Here is a 17332-nt window from a genome sequence, read left to right as displayed (position 1 = left end):
GGAGTTCTTACGATTGCCGGTACAGTCATGGGGGCCGCTAACAATCACAAAAAAGCACTCACCTATTTTGAACAAGCCAAGTCCGTCGGTACCAAACACAAAAATATGACTGCGATGATTCAGCTATCTGAAGCGGTTGCCTCTCACGCTATTGGCAAGGGAGATTGGGACCGAGCCAAAGAGGCCATTAGCCAAGCTTCGAAGCAACTCAAGAAACATGGTAGCCGGCAGGAACGCGACCGGATTTTATACGCTCGTGCTAACCTATCCCTATTAAAAGGTAAGTTCAGTGACGCACAGGATAGGTTTCAGCAATTGTCCGAGTTCGCGCGTCGTCACAAAGGCATGGGTATCGAAACCCGCGCCCTGTGTGGTTTGGCGCGTACGCATCTGGCTCTGGGCAACTATATAGATGCCGAGAAGTGCGTGATTCAAGCTACCAAGATCTTAGAGCTTGCACCCAACAAGTCTCTTGAGATTCTGTGCCTAGGGCTTCAAAGCACCTCACAGCTTCGCCAAGGCAATATCTCGTTGGCGACGGCCAATGTGAAACAAGCCGGAAAGCTTCTCAAACACAATACGATGTCTCATTACGACACCTCGTTCAGCCGCGTATTTACGGCTGAAGCTTGTATGGATTTAGCTCTATTGAGTAAGCACGGAAAAATAGACCATGCCAGTAAGCATGAGCAAAAAGCCAAACAAGCCTTAAGCTACCTCCATACGACTGCTCGGCAATGGCTCGTCCTCATGCCCGCTCTCAAGCGCCTGGAAGGTCACTGGGAACTGCTGCACGACAACTACAGTCAGGCTAGAAAAAACCTTGAAAAGAGTTTGGCCCTCTCGCGCCGGTTTGAAATGAGAATGGATGAAGCTCTCGCATTGATGGACTTAGGGCGCTGCCGCGGCGTTAGCCTTTCTCAGCAAAGGCAATATCTAACCACCAGCCAAAGCCTACTGACATTGCTCAATTGCCACAACCGGGCGCTAACTGCTCAGCGTGCTTTAGAGACCTTAAACGGATAGGCGTCACTTCGCTGCGTGATGGGAACGCCAATGCTCTGCGATATCAATTCGTCGACACACCCACACATCATCAAAGCTCTTCACGTATTCCATAAATTTGCGCAGCCCCTGAATACGGCCCGGGCGGCCCACTATTCGTCCATGTAAGCCCACCGACATCATGCGCGCGCTGTTCGCTCCCTCTTCATATAAGCAATCAAAGGCATCCTTGAGGTACGCAAAAAACTGATCTCCATTCCCAAATCCGGAAGCCGTCACAAATCGCATGTCGTTGGTATCTAGGGTGTATGGGACTATGAGGTGCTGCTCTTCCTCAACCTTCGTCCAATAGGGTAAGTCGTCCGCATAGCTATCGGCATCATAAGAAAAACCGCCCTCCTCCACGAGTAAACGGCGAGTATTGGGGCTTGGCTTACCTTGATAGAGTCCAAGTGGGCGTGTCCCGACCACTTCAGTATGAATCCGTACCGCTTCAGCTATATGACGGCGCTCCTCATCTTCGGGCATATCTTGGTAATCGATCCATCGCAGCCCGTGACTCGCCACTTCCCACCCAGCTTCAACCATCGCTCGGGCCGCATCTGGATTTTTTTGGAGAGCCAGTGCCACCGCAAACACAGTGCACGGTAATTCATACTCTTGGAAAAGTCTGTGGAGTCGCCAAAACCCGGCTCGGGAGCCATACTCGTAGAGAGACTCCATATTCATATGTCGTGCGTCGGGATAAGGCTTGGCACCGATTATGTCACTTAGCAGCCATTCCGAACAACTGTCTCCATCAAGGATACAGTGCTCTCCACCTTCTTCGTAGTTAATAACAAATTGTAATGCTAGGCGCGCCTTACCAGGCCATTGCGGCTTGGGCGGCTTAGCACCGTAACCTACGAGATCTCGTGTTTGTCCCATTTTCGCCATATTGCCCCTCCTCGCAGTAAGTCACCACTCGAAAGATACTTATGGCCAAAGAGAGCAACTCAAGCAAGCTTGGGCTTTAGTCGTCTAAAAAACCCTCTAGATTTTTGGCGCGAATAGGGTGACGTAAACGCGAGAGAGCCTTCGCTTCAATTTGGCGAATCCGCTCACGGGTTACGTCCAGACCTTCTCCTATTTCCTCAAGCGTATAATCACGCTCTTCACCCAATCCAAAACGCATTCGGATTATCGTTTCTTCTCGAGGAGAAAGTGAGGATAAAACATCCGTAATTTTGTCGGACAAATCGGAATGCTCGACCTCATGCATTGGATCATCGCTGGCACCGCTCGAGACGAAATCACCGAGAAAACAGTCACCTTCATCACCAACCGGTGCATCCAGCGAGAGCGGATCTTTAACAACGTTTTGAATCTTCTCAACACGCTCCAGTGGGATCCCAAGCTTCTTCGCAATGTCAGCTGACGTTACAGGACGTCCCAATTCACGCTCAAGATACCGCCGAGTTTGTCTCAGCCGATTGACACTCTCGTTCATATGAACAGGGACTCGGATGGTTCGTGCCTGATCAGCAAGAGCTCGGTTGATAGATTGCCGAATCCACCAAACCGCATAAGTCGCGAACTTATAGCCTCGCTTGTAGTCGAATTTCTCAATGGCTCTCATCAGCCCAAGGTTGCCCTCTTGGATAAGGTCGGCCATTTGCATACCGCCATTCTTGTAGCGACCAGCAATCTTGAGAACCAACCTTAGGTTCGACTTCACCAGCGTTGTGCGGTCCACTTCGATGGCTTGTTCAAATCCAACAATGGCTGTCCAAGCCTCACGCAGCTTCTCAACCGGCATCCCGCAAGACTGCTCAATACCGTGCAGACGTTTTTGGCACGATGCCACCCGCAGGCCAACTTCTCGTGTCGTAGCGCGGCTGCAACCGAGCTGCCGACTGGCCTTTGTAACGCCGTTGTTACCTTCTGCCACATACTGAGAAACTATATTGAGCTTATCAACATCGACATGGTGCTCGCTGGAGAGAGCTTCGTAGTCACGGTCGACACGTCGCACACGGTCCATGACCTGTTCGATATGACGCGCAAGCTCGTCAACAATTTCAGGTTTGAGGTTCAGAGCAATCAGACCTTGAGCTAGCTCAGTTTCGATTTCACGCCCGTCGCTCCCACTGCTCCATGCGGCTCTCAGTGCCTCAGCACGTTTTTCGACTGCCAGTATTTTCGATTTAAATGCAGCAATCCGAGGATCAGCTTCAGCGCAAGGTACTTCCGCGCTTTCGTCCGTATCAGCCTCGCCCTCACCCATGGCACCTGAAGAGGCTTGCTCAAACACATCCTCCGGCCTTAGCAGTCCATTTTGCAACTGCGCGGCAACTGATACGAGCCGGCGAACCGTGGTCGGTAACCCTAAGATACTCTCACTGCGGTTTTCCCGAGACTCTGAAATTTTTCGGGCTAAACAAAGCTCTTCTTCTCGCTCTAATACTGGCGACCCACGTGCCATTCTAAAAAATGAACGAACCGGATCGCGCCGGTTGGCAATCGCCAAGTCGCGCTCATTGGCTCCAATCGACTGCGCTCGTTTTGGTGCATTTTGGGACTCAGCCGAAGACGCACGGCCAGTGGATGCTCTCGTCTTTTTGGTTAATGAATCACTCTTGGTCGGCGAAGCAATATCCACGACCGGCTTTAAACGGCCTTTGGTGTGTTTCGGCAATCCAAATATATCTGAATTACTTCCCAGGTTGGCTGAGATCTCATCCAGCAAACTCGACACATTTGAATCATCCAACGTGAGCATGGGTATGTCACCAAGCTCTCTTTTTACTATCGTTCGCTTCCCCATAGCGAGTACTCCCTTCGGTGATACATGCAGACTAAAACCGCGCACCTCACCATTGGCGTCAACAGTATGTTCACGTAGACATTGCCGACGTGACGCAACTGCGGCGCATCGTGGTTTTGCTTGCCAAGCAGCCCCACGTAATACATCAATCGTTACCGATTCATTGAATGCTTACACCTTGAAAGAATCACTCTGCGGTGTAGCGTATTGAGACATTTATTCGTCTTCTTTTTGGCAAAACTTAAAGAAGAACTGTCCGAGCGAGTTAGACTCGCACACCTAGGTTCATTGTCAATATTGCGAACATCGCCCAAAACTAGAAAAATTTCTAAATGTAGGACATTGGAGCATACCTGCGCTGACGCCCCCACAAGCCTATTCCTGCTGTTTTTCAGAAAACCAGTTAGCTTAAAATTGGTTAAAACGGCTAGTTCAGGGCATGGGAGTAACAAATGGGCGGTTTTAATCACCACGTCCATTGATTCTATTTAATTAACGGGACGAATTGGGCCAAACGATCACCCGGCTGTGTTTTTTGCGGAAATTGGATTTCAACCACTTGGGAAAGCTCCAGTTTTCGAGCCTCTATCATCACCAACCGAGTTGTAAGCACTCCCAATTTTGTACTAGAGCCGTGTCATGAGTGACAAAACCACCATGCCCGACCAGCCGTGCCCATGCCAATCCGGCGATGGCTACGATCTGTGCTGCGCTCCATATATCAGCGGAGGAGAGGTTCCTCTTACCGCAGAAACGTTGATGCGCTCTCGGTATACAGCCTACACGCAAGAGAATTCAGCCTATCTCATTGCCACGTGGCATCCTGATACAGTCCCCGTAGATCTTAGCTTCGGTGGTAATACTGTAAACTGGAAAAGTCTTCGTATTCTATCTACCGAGCTCGGCCAGCACGACGATGAAGAAGGGCGTGTGGAGTTTGAAGCTCGATTTCAAGCGGGCAACCAAACCAGTCGTATGCGAGAAAACAGTCTTTTTAGGAAAGTAAACGGGCGCTGGGTTTATGTTGACGGCGAGGTAGACCGTGCTCCGAATAAAACTGTAGCCAGTCCGAAAAAAATTGGCCGCAATGAGCCCTGCACCTGCGGCAGCGGTAAAAAATTCAAGAAGTGCTGCGGTTAAAATCTCAACTAAAGCTCCAAGACGTGCCCATGGTATTGCGCCGACGTCTCCAAAAACGCTCTAACCAGCCTGGTTTGACGCCGGCTGGCCAAGCAAACAACGTGTTCTTGAGTTTGAATCTCAGCGCCTCGTATTTCAATAGCTCTCACACGGCTGTCGTTCCCTGTCTCGGGTAAACTCACAGCTCCCACGCCTAGGCCACTTGCCACAGACTCCTTGAGCGCCTCACGACTCCCCATCTCAAACACGTAAATGGGGTTAACACCGTGAGCCTTACAAACGCTATCAAACGCTTCTTGAGTACGGGAACCAGTCTCGCGCCGAATCATGGGATGGTCGTGGAGCTTTTTCAGCTCAATGAAGTCTTTCTTGGCGAAGGGATGAGCCGTGGGGACTAAAAGAGCAACGGGTTGCTTGCCACAGCTCAACGTAAAAACATCGGAACCAAATTCAGCTCCAGCCAGAACAGCGACATCAGCGTCAAACCGCCGGAGAGCTCGTTCAACAGTATGGCTGTTCCCGACGGTTAACCTGATACTCACGGCCGGGTACCGGCGATGAAACTCTGTGAGAATACCGATGCTATGAAATGGGCCATCCGCATAAATATTAAGCGTTCCGCGTATCTCCCCTGAGGCGGACGCCAAAAGCACCGCGGCTTCATCGTCCAAGGTTTGCATTTGAGCGGTCAGTTCAAAAAGCGCCTTCCCAGCTTCCGTCAGTACACAACCTCGATGGCTACGGTGAAAGAGCTCAACATCGTAATGGGATTCCAGTGCTTTAACCTGAGTGGTGACGGCAGGCTGAGTGATGTGAAGCATTTTTGCAGCGGCCGTAAAGGTACCCGCCTGCGCAACTGCATGAAATGAACGAAGTTGTGAGCTATTCATAACCTCAGATTATACCATCTATAATATTTATTAAATTGATTAATGACCCGTATTCTGTTTTTCGGCGCCCAGTGGAGGAAAAAATGATGCAAGCAATCGACCAATCAGTTCAAAGCCTGGTTCAACCACTTCAAGACTCCGTGGATGCTGAGTATATTGGAGAGGATATCTCGCAGCTTGAGCACGCCCTGCAGGCAGCCTATTGGGCGCAAAAAACCTCAGCACCCGCCGAGGTCGTTTTGGCCGCCCTCTTCCACGATGTTGGTCATCTTATCGCGCCCGAGGCTCCTCAAATGGACGGCTTGGGCGTGATGGACCACGAAACCATCGGTGCAAACTTTCTTATGCGTCATGGGTGCTCAAAGAGAATGGCAGATCTTGTGGCGGCCCATGTTGGTGCCAAGCGCTACCTTTGCCACCGTAAACCGGCTTATTTCCAGCGTCTCTCAGAGGCTTCAAAAGGTACACTTGAATTTCAAGGTGGCCCTATGAGCGAAGACGAAGCCATCGCCTTCGAAACATCGCCAGACTTTAAATACTTCCTAGCCATTCGCTCGTGGGATGAGATGGCCAAAGATCCAGACGCAGAAGTCCCCGACCTCGAGAGCTATATCCCCATGCTCAAGCAACACATTCAAAGCAACACGCAATCTACAGGAGCCCAGTCATGTTGAATTACAATCTAAGCGGAGAAGAAATCGCATCTTGGGAAAAGAACCATTATCTCGTTTTGCGTAACCCGCTTCCGCGGCACAGCGTCGAAGAGCTCAAGAACTGGGTCACAGATTTATTCTCGTGGCCCGACACTCCCGGTAAGTGGATGAAGTATTACGAGAAATCTAACCTGACTCACGAACAACTCTTATGCCGCGTTGAGAACTTTATTCCCTACCATCATAACTTACGGGACTTTATCTGCTCCGAAACAATATTCTCAATCTTGGAACAGCTCATGGGCGAACCGGCGGTTCTCTTTAAAGAGAAAATCAACGCAAAACTCGGCGGTGGTTCAGGGTTTGGTGCTCACCAAGACGCACCTGCCTTTATTACCTTTGGTCAAAAATATCACATCACCATGATGGTAGCGGTCGATGATGCCACGGTCGAAAATGGTTGTATGGAATTCTCAGATCCTGTCGATGTCTATAATACTCTGCCACAAGGCAACGGTGGTACCATCGCAGAAGACGTGGAAGCTTCACTGCCCTGGCGAAATCTGGAGGCCAAAGCCGGTGATATTGTATTTTTTAATTCATACATTCCGCACCGCTCACCTTCAAATACAAGCAGTAAATCTCGCCGCGCGATGTACATCACTTACAACCGTAAGTCAGAGGGAGAACGGCGCAGCGACTATTTCGACGATAAGCGTCGAAGCTTTCCGCAGCCTTGCGAGCGTGTTGATGGTGTGGATTACAGCGCAAAAGAATCCCTGTATAACCTAGGGAATCCAATCGCGAATTAAGAGATGGGTCTAAGGCAGCCCGTAAATGGGCCACAGGTCTACAAGCAGACGTACTCCGCAACGACTCAGTCGAGACCGGGATACCGAACCACAAAGCCAGTGGTACCTTTAAACTTGTACGCACTCGAAAACATTCGGCAACGGCCATCCACTAAATTCATATCGGCATTGTCTTCAAAGATGGGTCGGACAAGCTCAGCTTCTTGGCTGGCATCGCTTGCGAGTAAAACACCAAGAACGTAGTCCACATCGACATAACCGCCGACCATACCCTCAAAGGTTCCATCTTCATTGATCTTAAACCGAATGCGTCCTTCAGAAACGTTGACTGGAAACTGCACTTCCAAGATGTCGATCGGCACCTGAAACTCAACCGGACCCGCCTCAACAACGCCATCGATAATCTTAACGTTCTTAACAGTTGATGACGCAAACTCATGGTCGAAGTCATAGGTCTGATTCGGTGATATCAGGCCACGTGTTCCAATCAGCGGTTTAAGCTGACCACGGAATAAATGCAGCTGCACATCATCATCGTTCACCAAGTCGTCAACGCCGGTCAATTCCACCATCATCAGAAAGCGGCCTTCATTGATGGACCCCTGAATAAGGCCCCGAACTGCCTCACCAACCAGAGGCTCTATATCGCCCCAAACCTTCGCCAGCTGGTTGTCAATTCCAGTCTCACCCTCGGGGGAAGTGTAATCTCGGGAGTAACAAGTTGCCTGGTCACGGTTTGTTGAAACTTCACCATCGAGGTCAAAGCCGTCGGCGATTCCGAACTCTTCCTCACCAAAGAAGTCGAACTCTCTCATGACGTTGGCGTGTGATTTCTCATAAACATAGCCATCATGGGTAAATAAGAAATCCATGACGCCGTCGCCACAAGCTGGCAACGCAAACAAAGTAATTAAACCTAGGATTGCAATAATCTTCTTCATGCTTCAATCACTCCCAAACCTTGGGTTACTTTTCCTTCACCAACACCAAACTCTGAAACAGGTGCACCCATCGCATTCAGAACCGAGAACGGGATCATACTTGCGTTTTCTTTGGTTCCCGAACGGTAGTGAAATCCTGTTTGGATTCTACCGCCAGCCTTGCCCGCCAACACCAGTGGGAATTCATCAATCTGATGGGTCCGTGGACTTGATACATCCGAGGATCCCAGAATCAAACAATTATCCAATAGAGTTCCATCACCTTCAGGAATCGATTTTAGATTGTCTAAGAAGTAACGGAAATCTTCCATGATGCTCAAGATAATTCCTTGAACCTGCGGCATGTCACCGGGCTCATCGTGTGTGAGCTGATGGTGCCCTGCTGTTGTGTTCGGATAGAGAGCGTTGCTCAGCGGGTCACTGTACCAGTAACTTAGAACGCGGGTCATATCGCACGCATAAGCCATCGTTGCGAGGTCAGACATGGCACGAGATCGAGCACTCATTTGTGGTCTACCATCGATATCTGGCATCGCCTGAGGCTCTTCTGGCTTCATGCAAGCGGCTAAGTTTGGCGGAGCTGCCTCAATTCGAGCAATACGCAGCTCAAGGTCTCTTACAGCATCTAAGTGCTGGTCCAGACGCCACTGATCACCCGTGCCAAGCTTTTGCTTCAATCGGCCAACATCTCCCATGACCGCGTCCAAAACACTTCGTCGTAGACTAAGTTTCGGGTCGATAATCGGCTCGTCACCGGGTGCTCGAAACTCCGCACCAAATAGCCGCTCAAAGAGAGCTGCCGGAGAATATTCCGCCGCGTTTCGCGAGTTGACGCCGTTGAACGATAGCCCTTTAACACCTGGCTCCACGCCCAGCTCAACTGAGCGAAAACGGGTATCACCGCCAATTTGTTGAGCGAGAATCTGATCAATGCTCACGCTTGAAAACGTCCAGTTCTCGTCATCATGAACAATGGCCTCACTGCCGCTAAAGATGCCGGCCGCCCCTGTACCATGCGCTAAAATATTGGAGAGCTTAACTTCCATACCCGTCAAAATCGTAACGTCTGCCTTGAGTGACTCCAAGGGTTGGAGTTGTAGGGTTGGAGTCCAATCTGCGCCTTCTTCTGACGGGACCCAATATGGGCTCTGAACACCATTGCCCCAGAAGAAAGAACCGTAGCGAAGCGGGAAGGAACTTTCGGCATAGGCTGTCCCGTTCACGTTCATAAATGCTTCCAACGGAGGCAGGCCAACGGCAACCGCGGCGCCGCCTAGCATTCCTTTTAAGAAGGTGCGTCTATTGAGTGGTTTAATATTCATCGTGCTGCCTCCTCGATCAATGATCCGGCATTTTCAAAAAGAGGGCTCATGATGATTTCCATCATCAGTGGTTTCACGCGGTAACCGTGAAACTCAAATCGGTCTTGTAAGCTGCGAAGAACCGCGCGCTCTTCATTACTCTCGAAGCGTCCCATCGCATAACGAGACATGCGCTGAACGAGGCACTTGGCTAAGCTGGGATGCTCACCCACTGCCGTGCCTAATCCTACAGGGTTCTCGAAAAGAACTCCGTCGAGGTCACCCGAGGCATCAATGTTTGCCCCATTGTCGGTGTCACGCCATCGTCCGATACTGTCGAAATTCTCAAGACCCAGACCGATAGGATCCGTCATAATGTGGCATGCCGCGCACGAAGGGTTTTCGAGGTGCTCGGCAACTCTGTCACGTAGCGTCAGCGTGTTCCCGGATGGCTCTGGGATAGAAGTGTCTACATCCACTGGTGGGGCTGGAATACTCTGGCAAAGTAAAATCGTTCGAACAGCCTTTCCTCGCAGCGTCGCCGATGAGGAAACCTGATGGGCATGACCTGCCAAAAATGAAACATGCCCTAAAATCCCTGTACGTGGGCCGTCCTGTGGCATGAGGGTATAAGCGAATCCGTCTGGACTTGGAGCCGGTATATTGTAAATCGCCGCCAGTCGCGGATTCACAAAGGTTTCACGGGTGGTTAATAGTTCACGGTAATCACCCTCTAAATCAAAAACCAGATAATCGATAAGTTGGAGCGTTTCCTCTGCGGCATCTTTACCGAGTTCATCGTTGAACTGCTCAAAGATGGTGGGGTCCTTAGACAAGTGTTCCAATTCGTAAAGCTGAAGGAACTCGCTGAAGAAGTTTCGAACACCTTCTCGTGCTCGGTCAGAATCCAGTAAACGGGTTGCATGAGCGAAAAGCCCTTCACGGGTTAGAAGCTCGCCACTTTCGCCGGCGCTCAATAGCTCATGGTCCGGCGTCGAGTTCCACAAAAAGAAACTGAGGCGCGCTGCCATGTCTGTGCCGGTGAATGCACGACCCGAGACTGAAGATGCATCATCTATCCCCGCTTCAATTCGGTATAAAAAGTTGGGAGACTGCAATAAACCAGCGATTGCAAACTCGAGCCCGTCGTAGAAGTCGCCCAGGACTGCGGCTGATTGCCCCGCAACGAGGACCAAAGCTTGCGACTCCTCATCAGTTAAGCTTCGTCGCCAAAGTAGACGGCCTAAGCTCTCGATTGTTTGCAGAGCGCACTCATCATCCACTGTTGCCGATGGCGAACAAGGAACAAGGCGCGCCTTCAATACATCCGTATCCAATGCTTGCTCTGACAAACCGTAAGCAGCATCTTCAATCGACTCAACGCCGCGAGCGCTAAAAGCAGTTTGAGAGGCGCCCACCGATAAGAGACCACCTAAGCTGGTGTCTGGCTCAGAGAATTTTGGAACAACCACATCACTGCCAAAAACATCGGTAACGCTGTTAACAAACTGAGCTTGCGTTAAACGACGCATCGCAACTTCACCCGGCAGGGCTTGTGCATAGTCTGAACCCGGGGCCAAATCAGTTAACTCAATGGATCCCACAGTGCCGTCGGCACTCTCCTCGCATGCGAGCAGGTGAGCTGCCATGAATGCCAATAGAAACACCCAAGGTGCTCGTGTTGGCTTCGCTCTGAACCGAAATCTAGTCATAAGTCGTTGCCTCGTTTAAATATTAGGTCCGCGAAAGCAAGTAAGCCCTTCGCTATTCGCTTCCCTTAGACAACCGTTGCTTAGATTGACAAGGACAAACCAATCATCTGGCAACACCATTAATCATCCACGGGGTAGGATTATTCTCATTTTGAGATTTAATAATTTTATTCGACTTAGATAAAATGTAGAAAGAGATCAAAACCAGGTTCCCAAACGGGCTGACTCATCTAAAAATTACGTCGTAACTACAATAGGTTAGTGCGGATCAAAGATTTAAGTCAGCGGTTGATTAATCGATTGGCCACGAAAAAATCTAGCGATGAGACTGCCCTGTATTCCCCCAAAGCGGCCGAAAAAAAGCAACATTAGCGGCTGGGTAGAAAGATGAATCCTCCAAAGTTTCTCAACAAGTTTTCCGATCAGTTGAGAGGAAATTTTTCTTTTTCCGTTCAGACACAAGACTTCGAGGACAGCTCAAAATTCTTATTAATATTAGCCACTTAAGACCTATTCGATGCTGACTTCATCGAGCATCAGTGAAATCTTACAAGATGCCAGCGGCTCGCACCGGTTTCGGAAGCCGTGTTACGGTATGCTGCGTCATAAATTTAGAACGCCTAAGAGGAGCCGGTAAGCCTATGACAACTATCGACAGCAGCGACCTATTATTACAACGTGCATACCATTGGGAAAAGACCTCACCAGAGGCAACATACCTCACCCAACCCATGGGCGGTGACCACATCGACAAACTGAGTTGGTCAAGAGTTCTCGATGAAGCCCGGCGCATGGCCGCGTATATACAGGCCCAAGGCTTCGAACCCGGCTCTAATATCGCAGTCCTCTCGAAAAACTGTGCGCAATTCATCATGACAGATTTGGCGATCTGGATGGCCGGTCACACGTCCGTTGCACTCTATCCAACGCTCAACGCTGATTCAGTGCAATATATTCTCGAGCATTCTGAAGCGAAGATGCTTTTTGTTGGTAAACTCGACACCTGGAATGAAATGAAGCCTGGTGTACCTGAGGGCCTTCTACAAGTATCTTACCCGCTCAGTCCCAAAAACGATTTCCCAACTTGGAACACCATTATTAAGGAACAGGCTCCTATCGAAGGCAGCCCGGTGCGAGAGGGAAAAGACCTCGCAATTATAGTTTATACCTCGGGCTCTACCGGCAAACCCAAAGGGGTTATGCAGAGCTTTAATGCAATGGCTACTTCCGTGCGCGGGCTTGAAAAAGTTCTAAACAGCAGCCCGATGGATAGAATTCTATCCTATTTGCCACTTGCTCATGTCATGGAACGATTCCTCGTTGAGTCTCTAACTCTGCGTTGCGGCTTTCAGGTATTTTTTGCGGAGTCACTGGATACATTTGTAAGTGACCTACAACGAGCACAACCCACCCTCTTTGTTTCGGTGCCGCGGCTCTGGTTGAAGTTTCAATTGGGCGTATTCCAAAAGATGCCCCAAAACCGTCTCAAGTGGCTTCTAAAGATTCCGGTCATCAACAAGGTTATCAAGAAGAAAATCCTCACAGGCCTCGGTCTTCAGAACGTTCGGTTTGCCGGCAGCGGGTCGGCTCCGATTCCGGGTGAGCTTATTGCCTGGTACAAGAACCTCGGCCTTGAACTCCTCGAGGGTTACGGAATGAGTGAGAACTTCTCATATTCACACATCTCTATGCCCGGTAAGACCAAGGTTGGTTATGTTGGCAACCCATATCCTGGCGTCGAACAGCGCATCAGTGAAGAAGGTGAAATTCTCGTTAAGAGTCCATCTATCATGCTCGGCTACTACAAGCAGCCAGAGCTTACCGCTGAATGTTTTACGGAAGATGAATTCTTAAAAACAGGCGACCGCGGTGAAATTGATGCAAATGGTACCCTTAAAATTACGGGCCGTGTGAAAGAGCTCTTTAAGACGAGTAAAGGCAAATACATCGCACCCGCCCCCATTGAGAACATCATCAACAACGACAGCCGAATTGAGTTGTCGATGGTAAGCGGCTCCGGAAATCCACAGGCCCACGCAGTGGTTCAGCTGGCCGAAGACATTCGTCCTAAGCTTGGCGATGCATCGGTACGCAAGGAAGTAGAGTCTGCGTTGCAGTCACTTCTTCAAAAAGTAAACACGAGTGTTGATCACCATGAAAACCTTGAGTTCATTGTTGTCTCGAAGAGCGAATGGACCATCGAGTCAGGTGCCCTGACACCGACCATGAAAATCAAGCGTAATACCTTGGAAGATCTCTACCAGCCCAAGTGGGAAAACTGGTACGACTCAAAGCAAAAAGTCATCTGGGAAGATTGATTTAGGAACATCCGGTTTAGATAGCCCACGGCTTAACCGGTCCCCTTTTAGCATGGAAGCTATGAATTAAATTGAGCGACCCTGTCTGTGATGTATGCCAGCGCGCGATGCCTGCCCATGAAGAAGGTGTCCATCTTGGATCACAATCCTCTGGTCCATATTACTCCTGTATTACTTGTTTCAATAAAGAAGTCGCCGAAGGTGCAGGAATTCCTTTTGAAACTCCCACCTTCAGCCCGGTCACGCTAACCGATGGGCAAGGCAATCCACACGTTTTCCATTTCCTCACGCGGTTATGTCCAGCCGGAGTTTTAATCGAGGCTTATGAAGTCATCGGCGGCTTGAGAGCCGGCTATGAATTTAGATACCTTTGTGAAAATCCGCTCGTGGAATCCCTGCATTTACTCCAAACAGTTTTGGATAGAGCCAATCGAATGCTCGCTCAAAAACACGTCGATCAAACCGCAAGAGGAGCACGGCTTACAGAATCTAAATCACTCAAGGGGCGCATCATCTGTGACCCCAGCGATGCAAATCCTGAAGGCATGCCGGCGTTTGTTATCGACGGGGTCCGCTATAGCTGGAGTGAAGTGGGTAAGCTGCTCTTAGGCCAGGACGGTTTTCAATTTAAGCTTGAGATTAAAGATCCAGTAGACGATATCAGCTAATAGGCTCACGCATCCGGCTATTGGACTTAGCTCTTCAAACCAATTACGGAAAATGGTGAGTTGTAAGCACATTTTACAACTTCATGTGAAATTCCTCTTTTGAATTTCCACCCGATGACACAATAACACTCTCTGTGATTACCACCGAGGGAGTTCCCATGCGTTTTTCGCGCCACATCAAGAAGTTCTCAATGCTAGCGGCTTTGTCTGTTACTCTATCCGGCTGTGGCACCGAAAGCCCCGCTGAGGAACTTCAAGCATCCGGCACCTTTGAAGCATTGACTTACAATGTTGCTGGCCTTCCTCAGGGCATTTCAGATTCCAACCCCGAAGAATTCATGCCGATGATAAGCCCGCTGCTTAATGCGTATGACTTGGTGCTGGTGCAGGAAGACTTTGTTTATCACCGAGACCTCAAACGTGATACGACCCACCCCTACCAGTCCACTCCCAAAGACCCCGATGACCGCTTAATTGCCGATGGTCTTAACCGTTTCAGCCATTTTACATTCGACACCCTGCAGCGGCAGCAGTGGACTGAATGTTACGGCGCGATGGACGGAGGTACCATCACCGGTGCTGCTGATTGCCTGGCTGAAAAAGGGTTCTCGATGGCACGAACCACTTTTGCACCGGGAATCGTTGTAGACATTTATAACCATCATGCTGAGGCCGGAGGCGGAGAAGACGATGCTCAAGCCCGCGCAACAGGCTATGCCGAATTTACTCAGTTCATCCAAGCCAACTCCGCAGGCAACGCGGTTATCATAGCTGGAGACACCAACCTTCACCGTAACGACCCGGTAGATGGCCCACTGCTCGAGGGCTTTCAATCAACCAATGAGTTAACAGATGCCTGCCAGTTTCTTGAATGTGGTACAGAGTCAATCGACCGATTCTTATTTCGCAACAGCGACACCGTTGAGCTCACGCCACTGACTTGGCGGTATGCTGATGAGTTTGTCACAAGTGAAGGCGACCGTCTTTCTGACCACTATGCTGTTCATGTAGGATTTCGGTGGGACCGCCTGGGCACCAGTGCTGACTAAAAAAGAGTGAAAGAGCCTGTATACTTTGCCCGGTGTATTTAATCCAAGCTCTTCCACTCTCGATCTTTCGTTCTATAATACGGCCGGCAGCCATTGCTTGCGTATCCTGAGCACCAGGCCCCAGAACAACACAACCCAAACCGGCATCATGTTCTGCGAAGCTCGTACCGATGCACACCCACCCTCCAAAGTCTCGGCACTTAGGACTGTGCTGGAGTCAACCGCGAGTTCCAATTTAGGAATCAAGGTACCATCGCCAACACAGCGCTGGCGAATTCCTCTAACGCAAGCTTCTCTCATTGTCTCATCAAGCCATTCGAAAAAGATGTCTGTTCGAGTTTCCACCCCACCCTTCGTGCAATCACCCCAGTCGTATCCTCGGCTGGTCACGCCAATCACAACGGGCCTATTGTCCCCAAGTTCAAGAAATGTCGGACCACCTGAGTCGCCGAAACATTGCTGCGGCAGAGATGGGTCACTGCCTACCTTGATTTCACCATAGCCAACTTCTGTCATGATGCTCTGCGCCGACACTTTATATCCCGACTCTCCGTGACCAGGTGTGGCTGAACGTTGTCCGAATCCAACAATGGTCACAGGCGTACCTGCCTTCAAGAGGTCGGACTGCCTGGGTTGTAAAACTCGAGATGGGGCTACATTGCTAATCTTCTCTGCCAGATAAACAAGGGCGATGTCTGCAGCATCACTTAAACCCTTGAGTCCTAGAGCGAAATAAAATGAATTCTCACAGGCTATATAACTTAGCTCCCGTAGGTGCCGGCAGTCCTCCGTATACTCAAACCAAAGTTCTTCAATACACATTTCCATATTTACGCTCGGTTGGTTTGAGCAAACTTTAACATCGCTGCAAAGGCGCTCGTCCACCTCGTCTTTTGGCACATTACACGCGGGCATTCGTTCGGGCGGAAGTATTGTATTGGCTATGTAGTTGGGGTGTATTTCGTAACTACTAAACTGCGACTCGTTCATATTGTTCTGAGAACCAACATCCCCCGTCATAACAAACGAAACCGTTTTACCCTCTGCCCTTAAGTTCGGAATCATCTCAGCGCAGTGCGCCGCAGTTAAAACAACATCGTCAGCAATCAGAGTGCCTGTACAAAACAAATGCTGGCCTTCATGATCTCGGTACACCAACGCTCCAACCGATGGATGACTCTCAGCATCAATCGTTTCTCCATCAATGATGGCCAACTCTTTACGCGCACTGGAGTAGTTCGAAACGTCGAATGATTCATCAGATCCACAACCAACGATGCACATGATTAACGTAGAAACCAGCAAGGTTTTCATCCCCGTTTTCATTTCTTCCGCTCGTTGACCGCTCATTGGTTTCATCCCCCAGACGAATTATGTGCTCCTCTAAATAGGTGCAGTGATTGTGCCAAAAGTTCGGTTCCCGGAAGCAACCAGAAAGGACAACCATTCCAATCAATTACAAATAGAATGAAAACCATTGGATCAACTCAGTCAGGCAGAATATAAAATAATCAAGACTGAAAATGTGAGATGTCTCACATTGATACATTTTCAAATCGGCTTTCTTAAGCGCGAGGCGTGACATATTGCAGTAAAGTGTGAGCCTGCTCACACCATGAGAGTCTATGTTCACCTCCCAAAATGAGAAATCGTCAATTTCCCAACACTTTTCAGGAAACCTGACAGGCTTAGGAATCTTTGGGGCAGGCTCCGTGGTTGAAGCGAGCCCCGAGCGCTTGCCTCAACCCTTCTGGAGACCTCTATTCGAGGGGACGGGCTTCCAAGGCGCTCGGCAACCGAATGCCTCTCCGTGCAATGTCCACCGATTGCATCAGGATCGAGCCGAGCACAGGCTGTTTTCTGAGTTCACGGGCACTTTCCAACACGAAGCCTAAGGGAGAACTAAGCGTCTAATATTATTGAATTAAATACCAAGTCACTTTTTCACCAAATCTATTCTCAGCCTCTCAAATCACCCTGGTATGCGCCCACTGCATAGGTCGCATGCAGATCGATCAATTGTTCATTTGGGGTTCA

General features: G+C 49.7%; 14 protein-coding genes. 7 read left to right on the top strand and 7 right to left on the bottom strand.

Going from position 1 to position 17332, the window contains the following annotated elements:
• Nucleotides 1-1026 (top strand): hypothetical protein (locus HOK28_23940; protein ID MBT6436161.1); only part of this gene is annotated, 1026 nt, incomplete at its 5' end.
• A gap of 3 nt (nt 1027-1029) precedes the next feature.
• Here HOK28_23940 and puuE read toward each other — a convergent pair.
• The gene (gene puuE / locus HOK28_23935) at nt 1030-1932 is read right to left on the bottom strand and encodes an allantoinase PuuE (GenBank protein MBT6436160.1); all 903 of its coding nucleotides are present in this window, start codon (nt 1930-1932) and stop codon (nt 1030-1032) included.
• A gap of 85 nt (nt 1933-2017) precedes the next feature.
• Nucleotides 2018-3811: a sigma-70 family RNA polymerase sigma factor gene (locus HOK28_23930; protein ID MBT6436159.1), complete on the bottom strand. Its 1794-nt coding sequence runs from the start codon at nt 3809-3811 to the stop codon at nt 2018-2020.
• A 639-nt stretch (nt 3812-4450) separates the two neighbouring features.
• On the opposite strand from HOK28_23930, the gene HOK28_23925 reads away from it, so the two are divergent.
• Entirely contained in the window at nt 4451-4951 is a 501-nt protein-coding gene (locus HOK28_23925) for a YchJ family protein (protein MBT6436158.1), read from the top strand.
• Nucleotides 4952-4959: 8 nt separating this feature from the next.
• On the opposite strand, the gene HOK28_23920 is transcribed toward HOK28_23925, so the two are convergent.
• Nucleotides 4960-5841 (bottom strand): LysR family transcriptional regulator, encoded by an 882-nt coding sequence (locus HOK28_23920; GenBank protein ID MBT6436157.1) that lies wholly within the window; start codon nt 5839-5841, stop codon nt 4960-4962.
• 86 nt (nt 5842-5927) lie between these two features.
• Between HOK28_23920 and HOK28_23915 the strand changes: the two genes are divergently transcribed.
• Complete coding sequence (locus HOK28_23915) at nt 5928-6515, top strand: HDIG domain-containing protein (protein MBT6436156.1); 588 nt, start codon at nt 5928-5930, stop codon at nt 6513-6515.
• The gene (locus tag HOK28_23910; GenBank protein MBT6436155.1) at nt 6509-7306 is read left to right on the top strand and encodes a phytanoyl-CoA dioxygenase family protein; all 798 of its coding nucleotides are present in this window, start codon (nt 6509-6511) and stop codon (nt 7304-7306) included. The genes HOK28_23915 and HOK28_23910 overlap by 7 nt, the downstream gene beginning before the upstream one ends.
• Nucleotides 7307-7371: 65 nt before the next feature.
• Here the strand turns inward: HOK28_23910 and HOK28_23905 are convergent, their stop codons facing one another.
• Genes HOK28_23905 through HOK28_23895 form a run of 3 tightly spaced genes read right to left on the bottom strand, consistent with a single transcriptional unit; the run spans nt 7372 to nt 11260 of the window.
• Nucleotides 7372-8247, bottom strand: a complete 876-nt coding sequence (locus tag HOK28_23905) for a hypothetical protein (GenBank protein MBT6436154.1) — start codon at nt 8245-8247, stop codon at nt 7372-7374.
• On the bottom strand, nt 8244-9569 hold the full coding sequence (locus tag HOK28_23900) for a DUF1552 domain-containing protein (GenBank protein MBT6436153.1): 1326 nt from the start codon (nt 9567-9569) through the stop codon (nt 8244-8246). The genes HOK28_23905 and HOK28_23900 overlap by 4 nt, the downstream gene beginning before the upstream one ends.
• On the bottom strand, nt 9566-11260 hold the full coding sequence (locus HOK28_23895) for a DUF1592 domain-containing protein (protein MBT6436152.1): 1695 nt from the start codon (nt 11258-11260) through the stop codon (nt 9566-9568). The genes HOK28_23900 and HOK28_23895 overlap by 4 nt, the downstream gene beginning before the upstream one ends.
• A gap of 641 nt (nt 11261-11901) precedes the next feature.
• On the opposite strand from HOK28_23895, the gene HOK28_23890 reads away from it, so the two are divergent.
• From HOK28_23890 to HOK28_23880, 3 genes are all read left to right on the top strand, one after another.
• On the top strand, nt 11902-13578 hold the full coding sequence (locus tag HOK28_23890; protein MBT6436151.1) for an AMP-binding protein: 1677 nt from the start codon (nt 11902-11904) through the stop codon (nt 13576-13578).
• Between the two features lie 71 nt (nt 13579-13649).
• On the top strand, nt 13650-14246 hold the full coding sequence (locus HOK28_23885; GenBank protein MBT6436150.1) for a hypothetical protein: 597 nt from the start codon (nt 13650-13652) through the stop codon (nt 14244-14246).
• Nucleotides 14247-14404: 158 nt separating this feature from the next.
• Complete coding sequence (locus tag HOK28_23880) at nt 14405-15295, top strand: hypothetical protein (GenBank protein MBT6436149.1); 891 nt, start codon at nt 14405-14407, stop codon at nt 15293-15295.
• A gap of 72 nt (nt 15296-15367) precedes the next feature.
• On the opposite strand, the gene HOK28_23875 is transcribed toward HOK28_23880, so the two are convergent.
• The gene (locus HOK28_23875) at nt 15368-16645 is read right to left on the bottom strand and encodes a trypsin-like serine protease (GenBank protein ID MBT6436148.1); all 1278 of its coding nucleotides are present in this window, start codon (nt 16643-16645) and stop codon (nt 15368-15370) included.
• Between the last annotated feature and the right edge of the window lie 687 nt (nt 16646-17332).

Source organism: Deltaproteobacteria bacterium (assembly GCA_018668695.1).
Taxonomy (GTDB): domain Bacteria; phylum Myxococcota; class XYA12-FULL-58-9; order XYA12-FULL-58-9; family JABJBS01; genus JABJBS01.
This window is presented reverse-complemented; position numbering and strand designations above follow the sequence as displayed.

What these genes read in the sequence shown, in the direction of transcription:
- HOK28_23920 (MBT6436157.1), bottom strand. Translation starts at nt 5,841, where the DNA reads ATGAATAGCTCACAACTTCGTTCATTTCATGCAGTTGCGCAGGCGGGT.
- HOK28_23905 (MBT6436154.1), bottom strand. Translation starts at nt 8,247, where the DNA reads ATGAAGAAGATTATTGCAATCCTAGGTTTAATTACTTTGTTTGCGTTG.
- puuE (MBT6436160.1), bottom strand. Translation starts at nt 1,932, where the DNA reads ATGGGACAAACACGAGATCTCGTAGGTTACGGTGCTAAGCCGCCCAAG.
- HOK28_23925 (MBT6436158.1), top strand. Translation starts at nt 4,451, where the DNA reads ATGAGTGACAAAACCACCATGCCCGACCAGCCGTGCCCATGCCAATCC.
- HOK28_23915 (MBT6436156.1), top strand. Translation starts at nt 5,928, where the DNA reads ATGCAAGCAATCGACCAATCAGTTCAAAGCCTGGTTCAACCACTTCAA.
- HOK28_23875 (MBT6436148.1), bottom strand. Translation starts at nt 16,645, where the DNA reads ATGAGCGGTCAACGAGCGGAAGAAATGAAAACGGGGATGAAAACCTTG.
- HOK28_23910 (MBT6436155.1), top strand. Translation starts at nt 6,509, where the DNA reads ATGTTGAATTACAATCTAAGCGGAGAAGAAATCGCATCTTGGGAAAAG.
- HOK28_23900 (MBT6436153.1), bottom strand. Translation starts at nt 9,569, where the DNA reads ATGAATATTAAACCACTCAATAGACGCACCTTCTTAAAAGGAATGCTA.
- HOK28_23890 (MBT6436151.1), top strand. Translation starts at nt 11,902, where the DNA reads ATGACAACTATCGACAGCAGCGACCTATTATTACAACGTGCATACCAT.
- HOK28_23880 (MBT6436149.1), top strand. Translation starts at nt 14,405, where the DNA reads ATGCGTTTTTCGCGCCACATCAAGAAGTTCTCAATGCTAGCGGCTTTG.
- HOK28_23930 (MBT6436159.1), bottom strand. Translation starts at nt 3,811, where the DNA reads ATGGGGAAGCGAACGATAGTAAAAAGAGAGCTTGGTGACATACCCATG.
- HOK28_23895 (MBT6436152.1), bottom strand. Translation starts at nt 11,260, where the DNA reads ATGACTAGATTTCGGTTCAGAGCGAAGCCAACACGAGCACCTTGGGTG.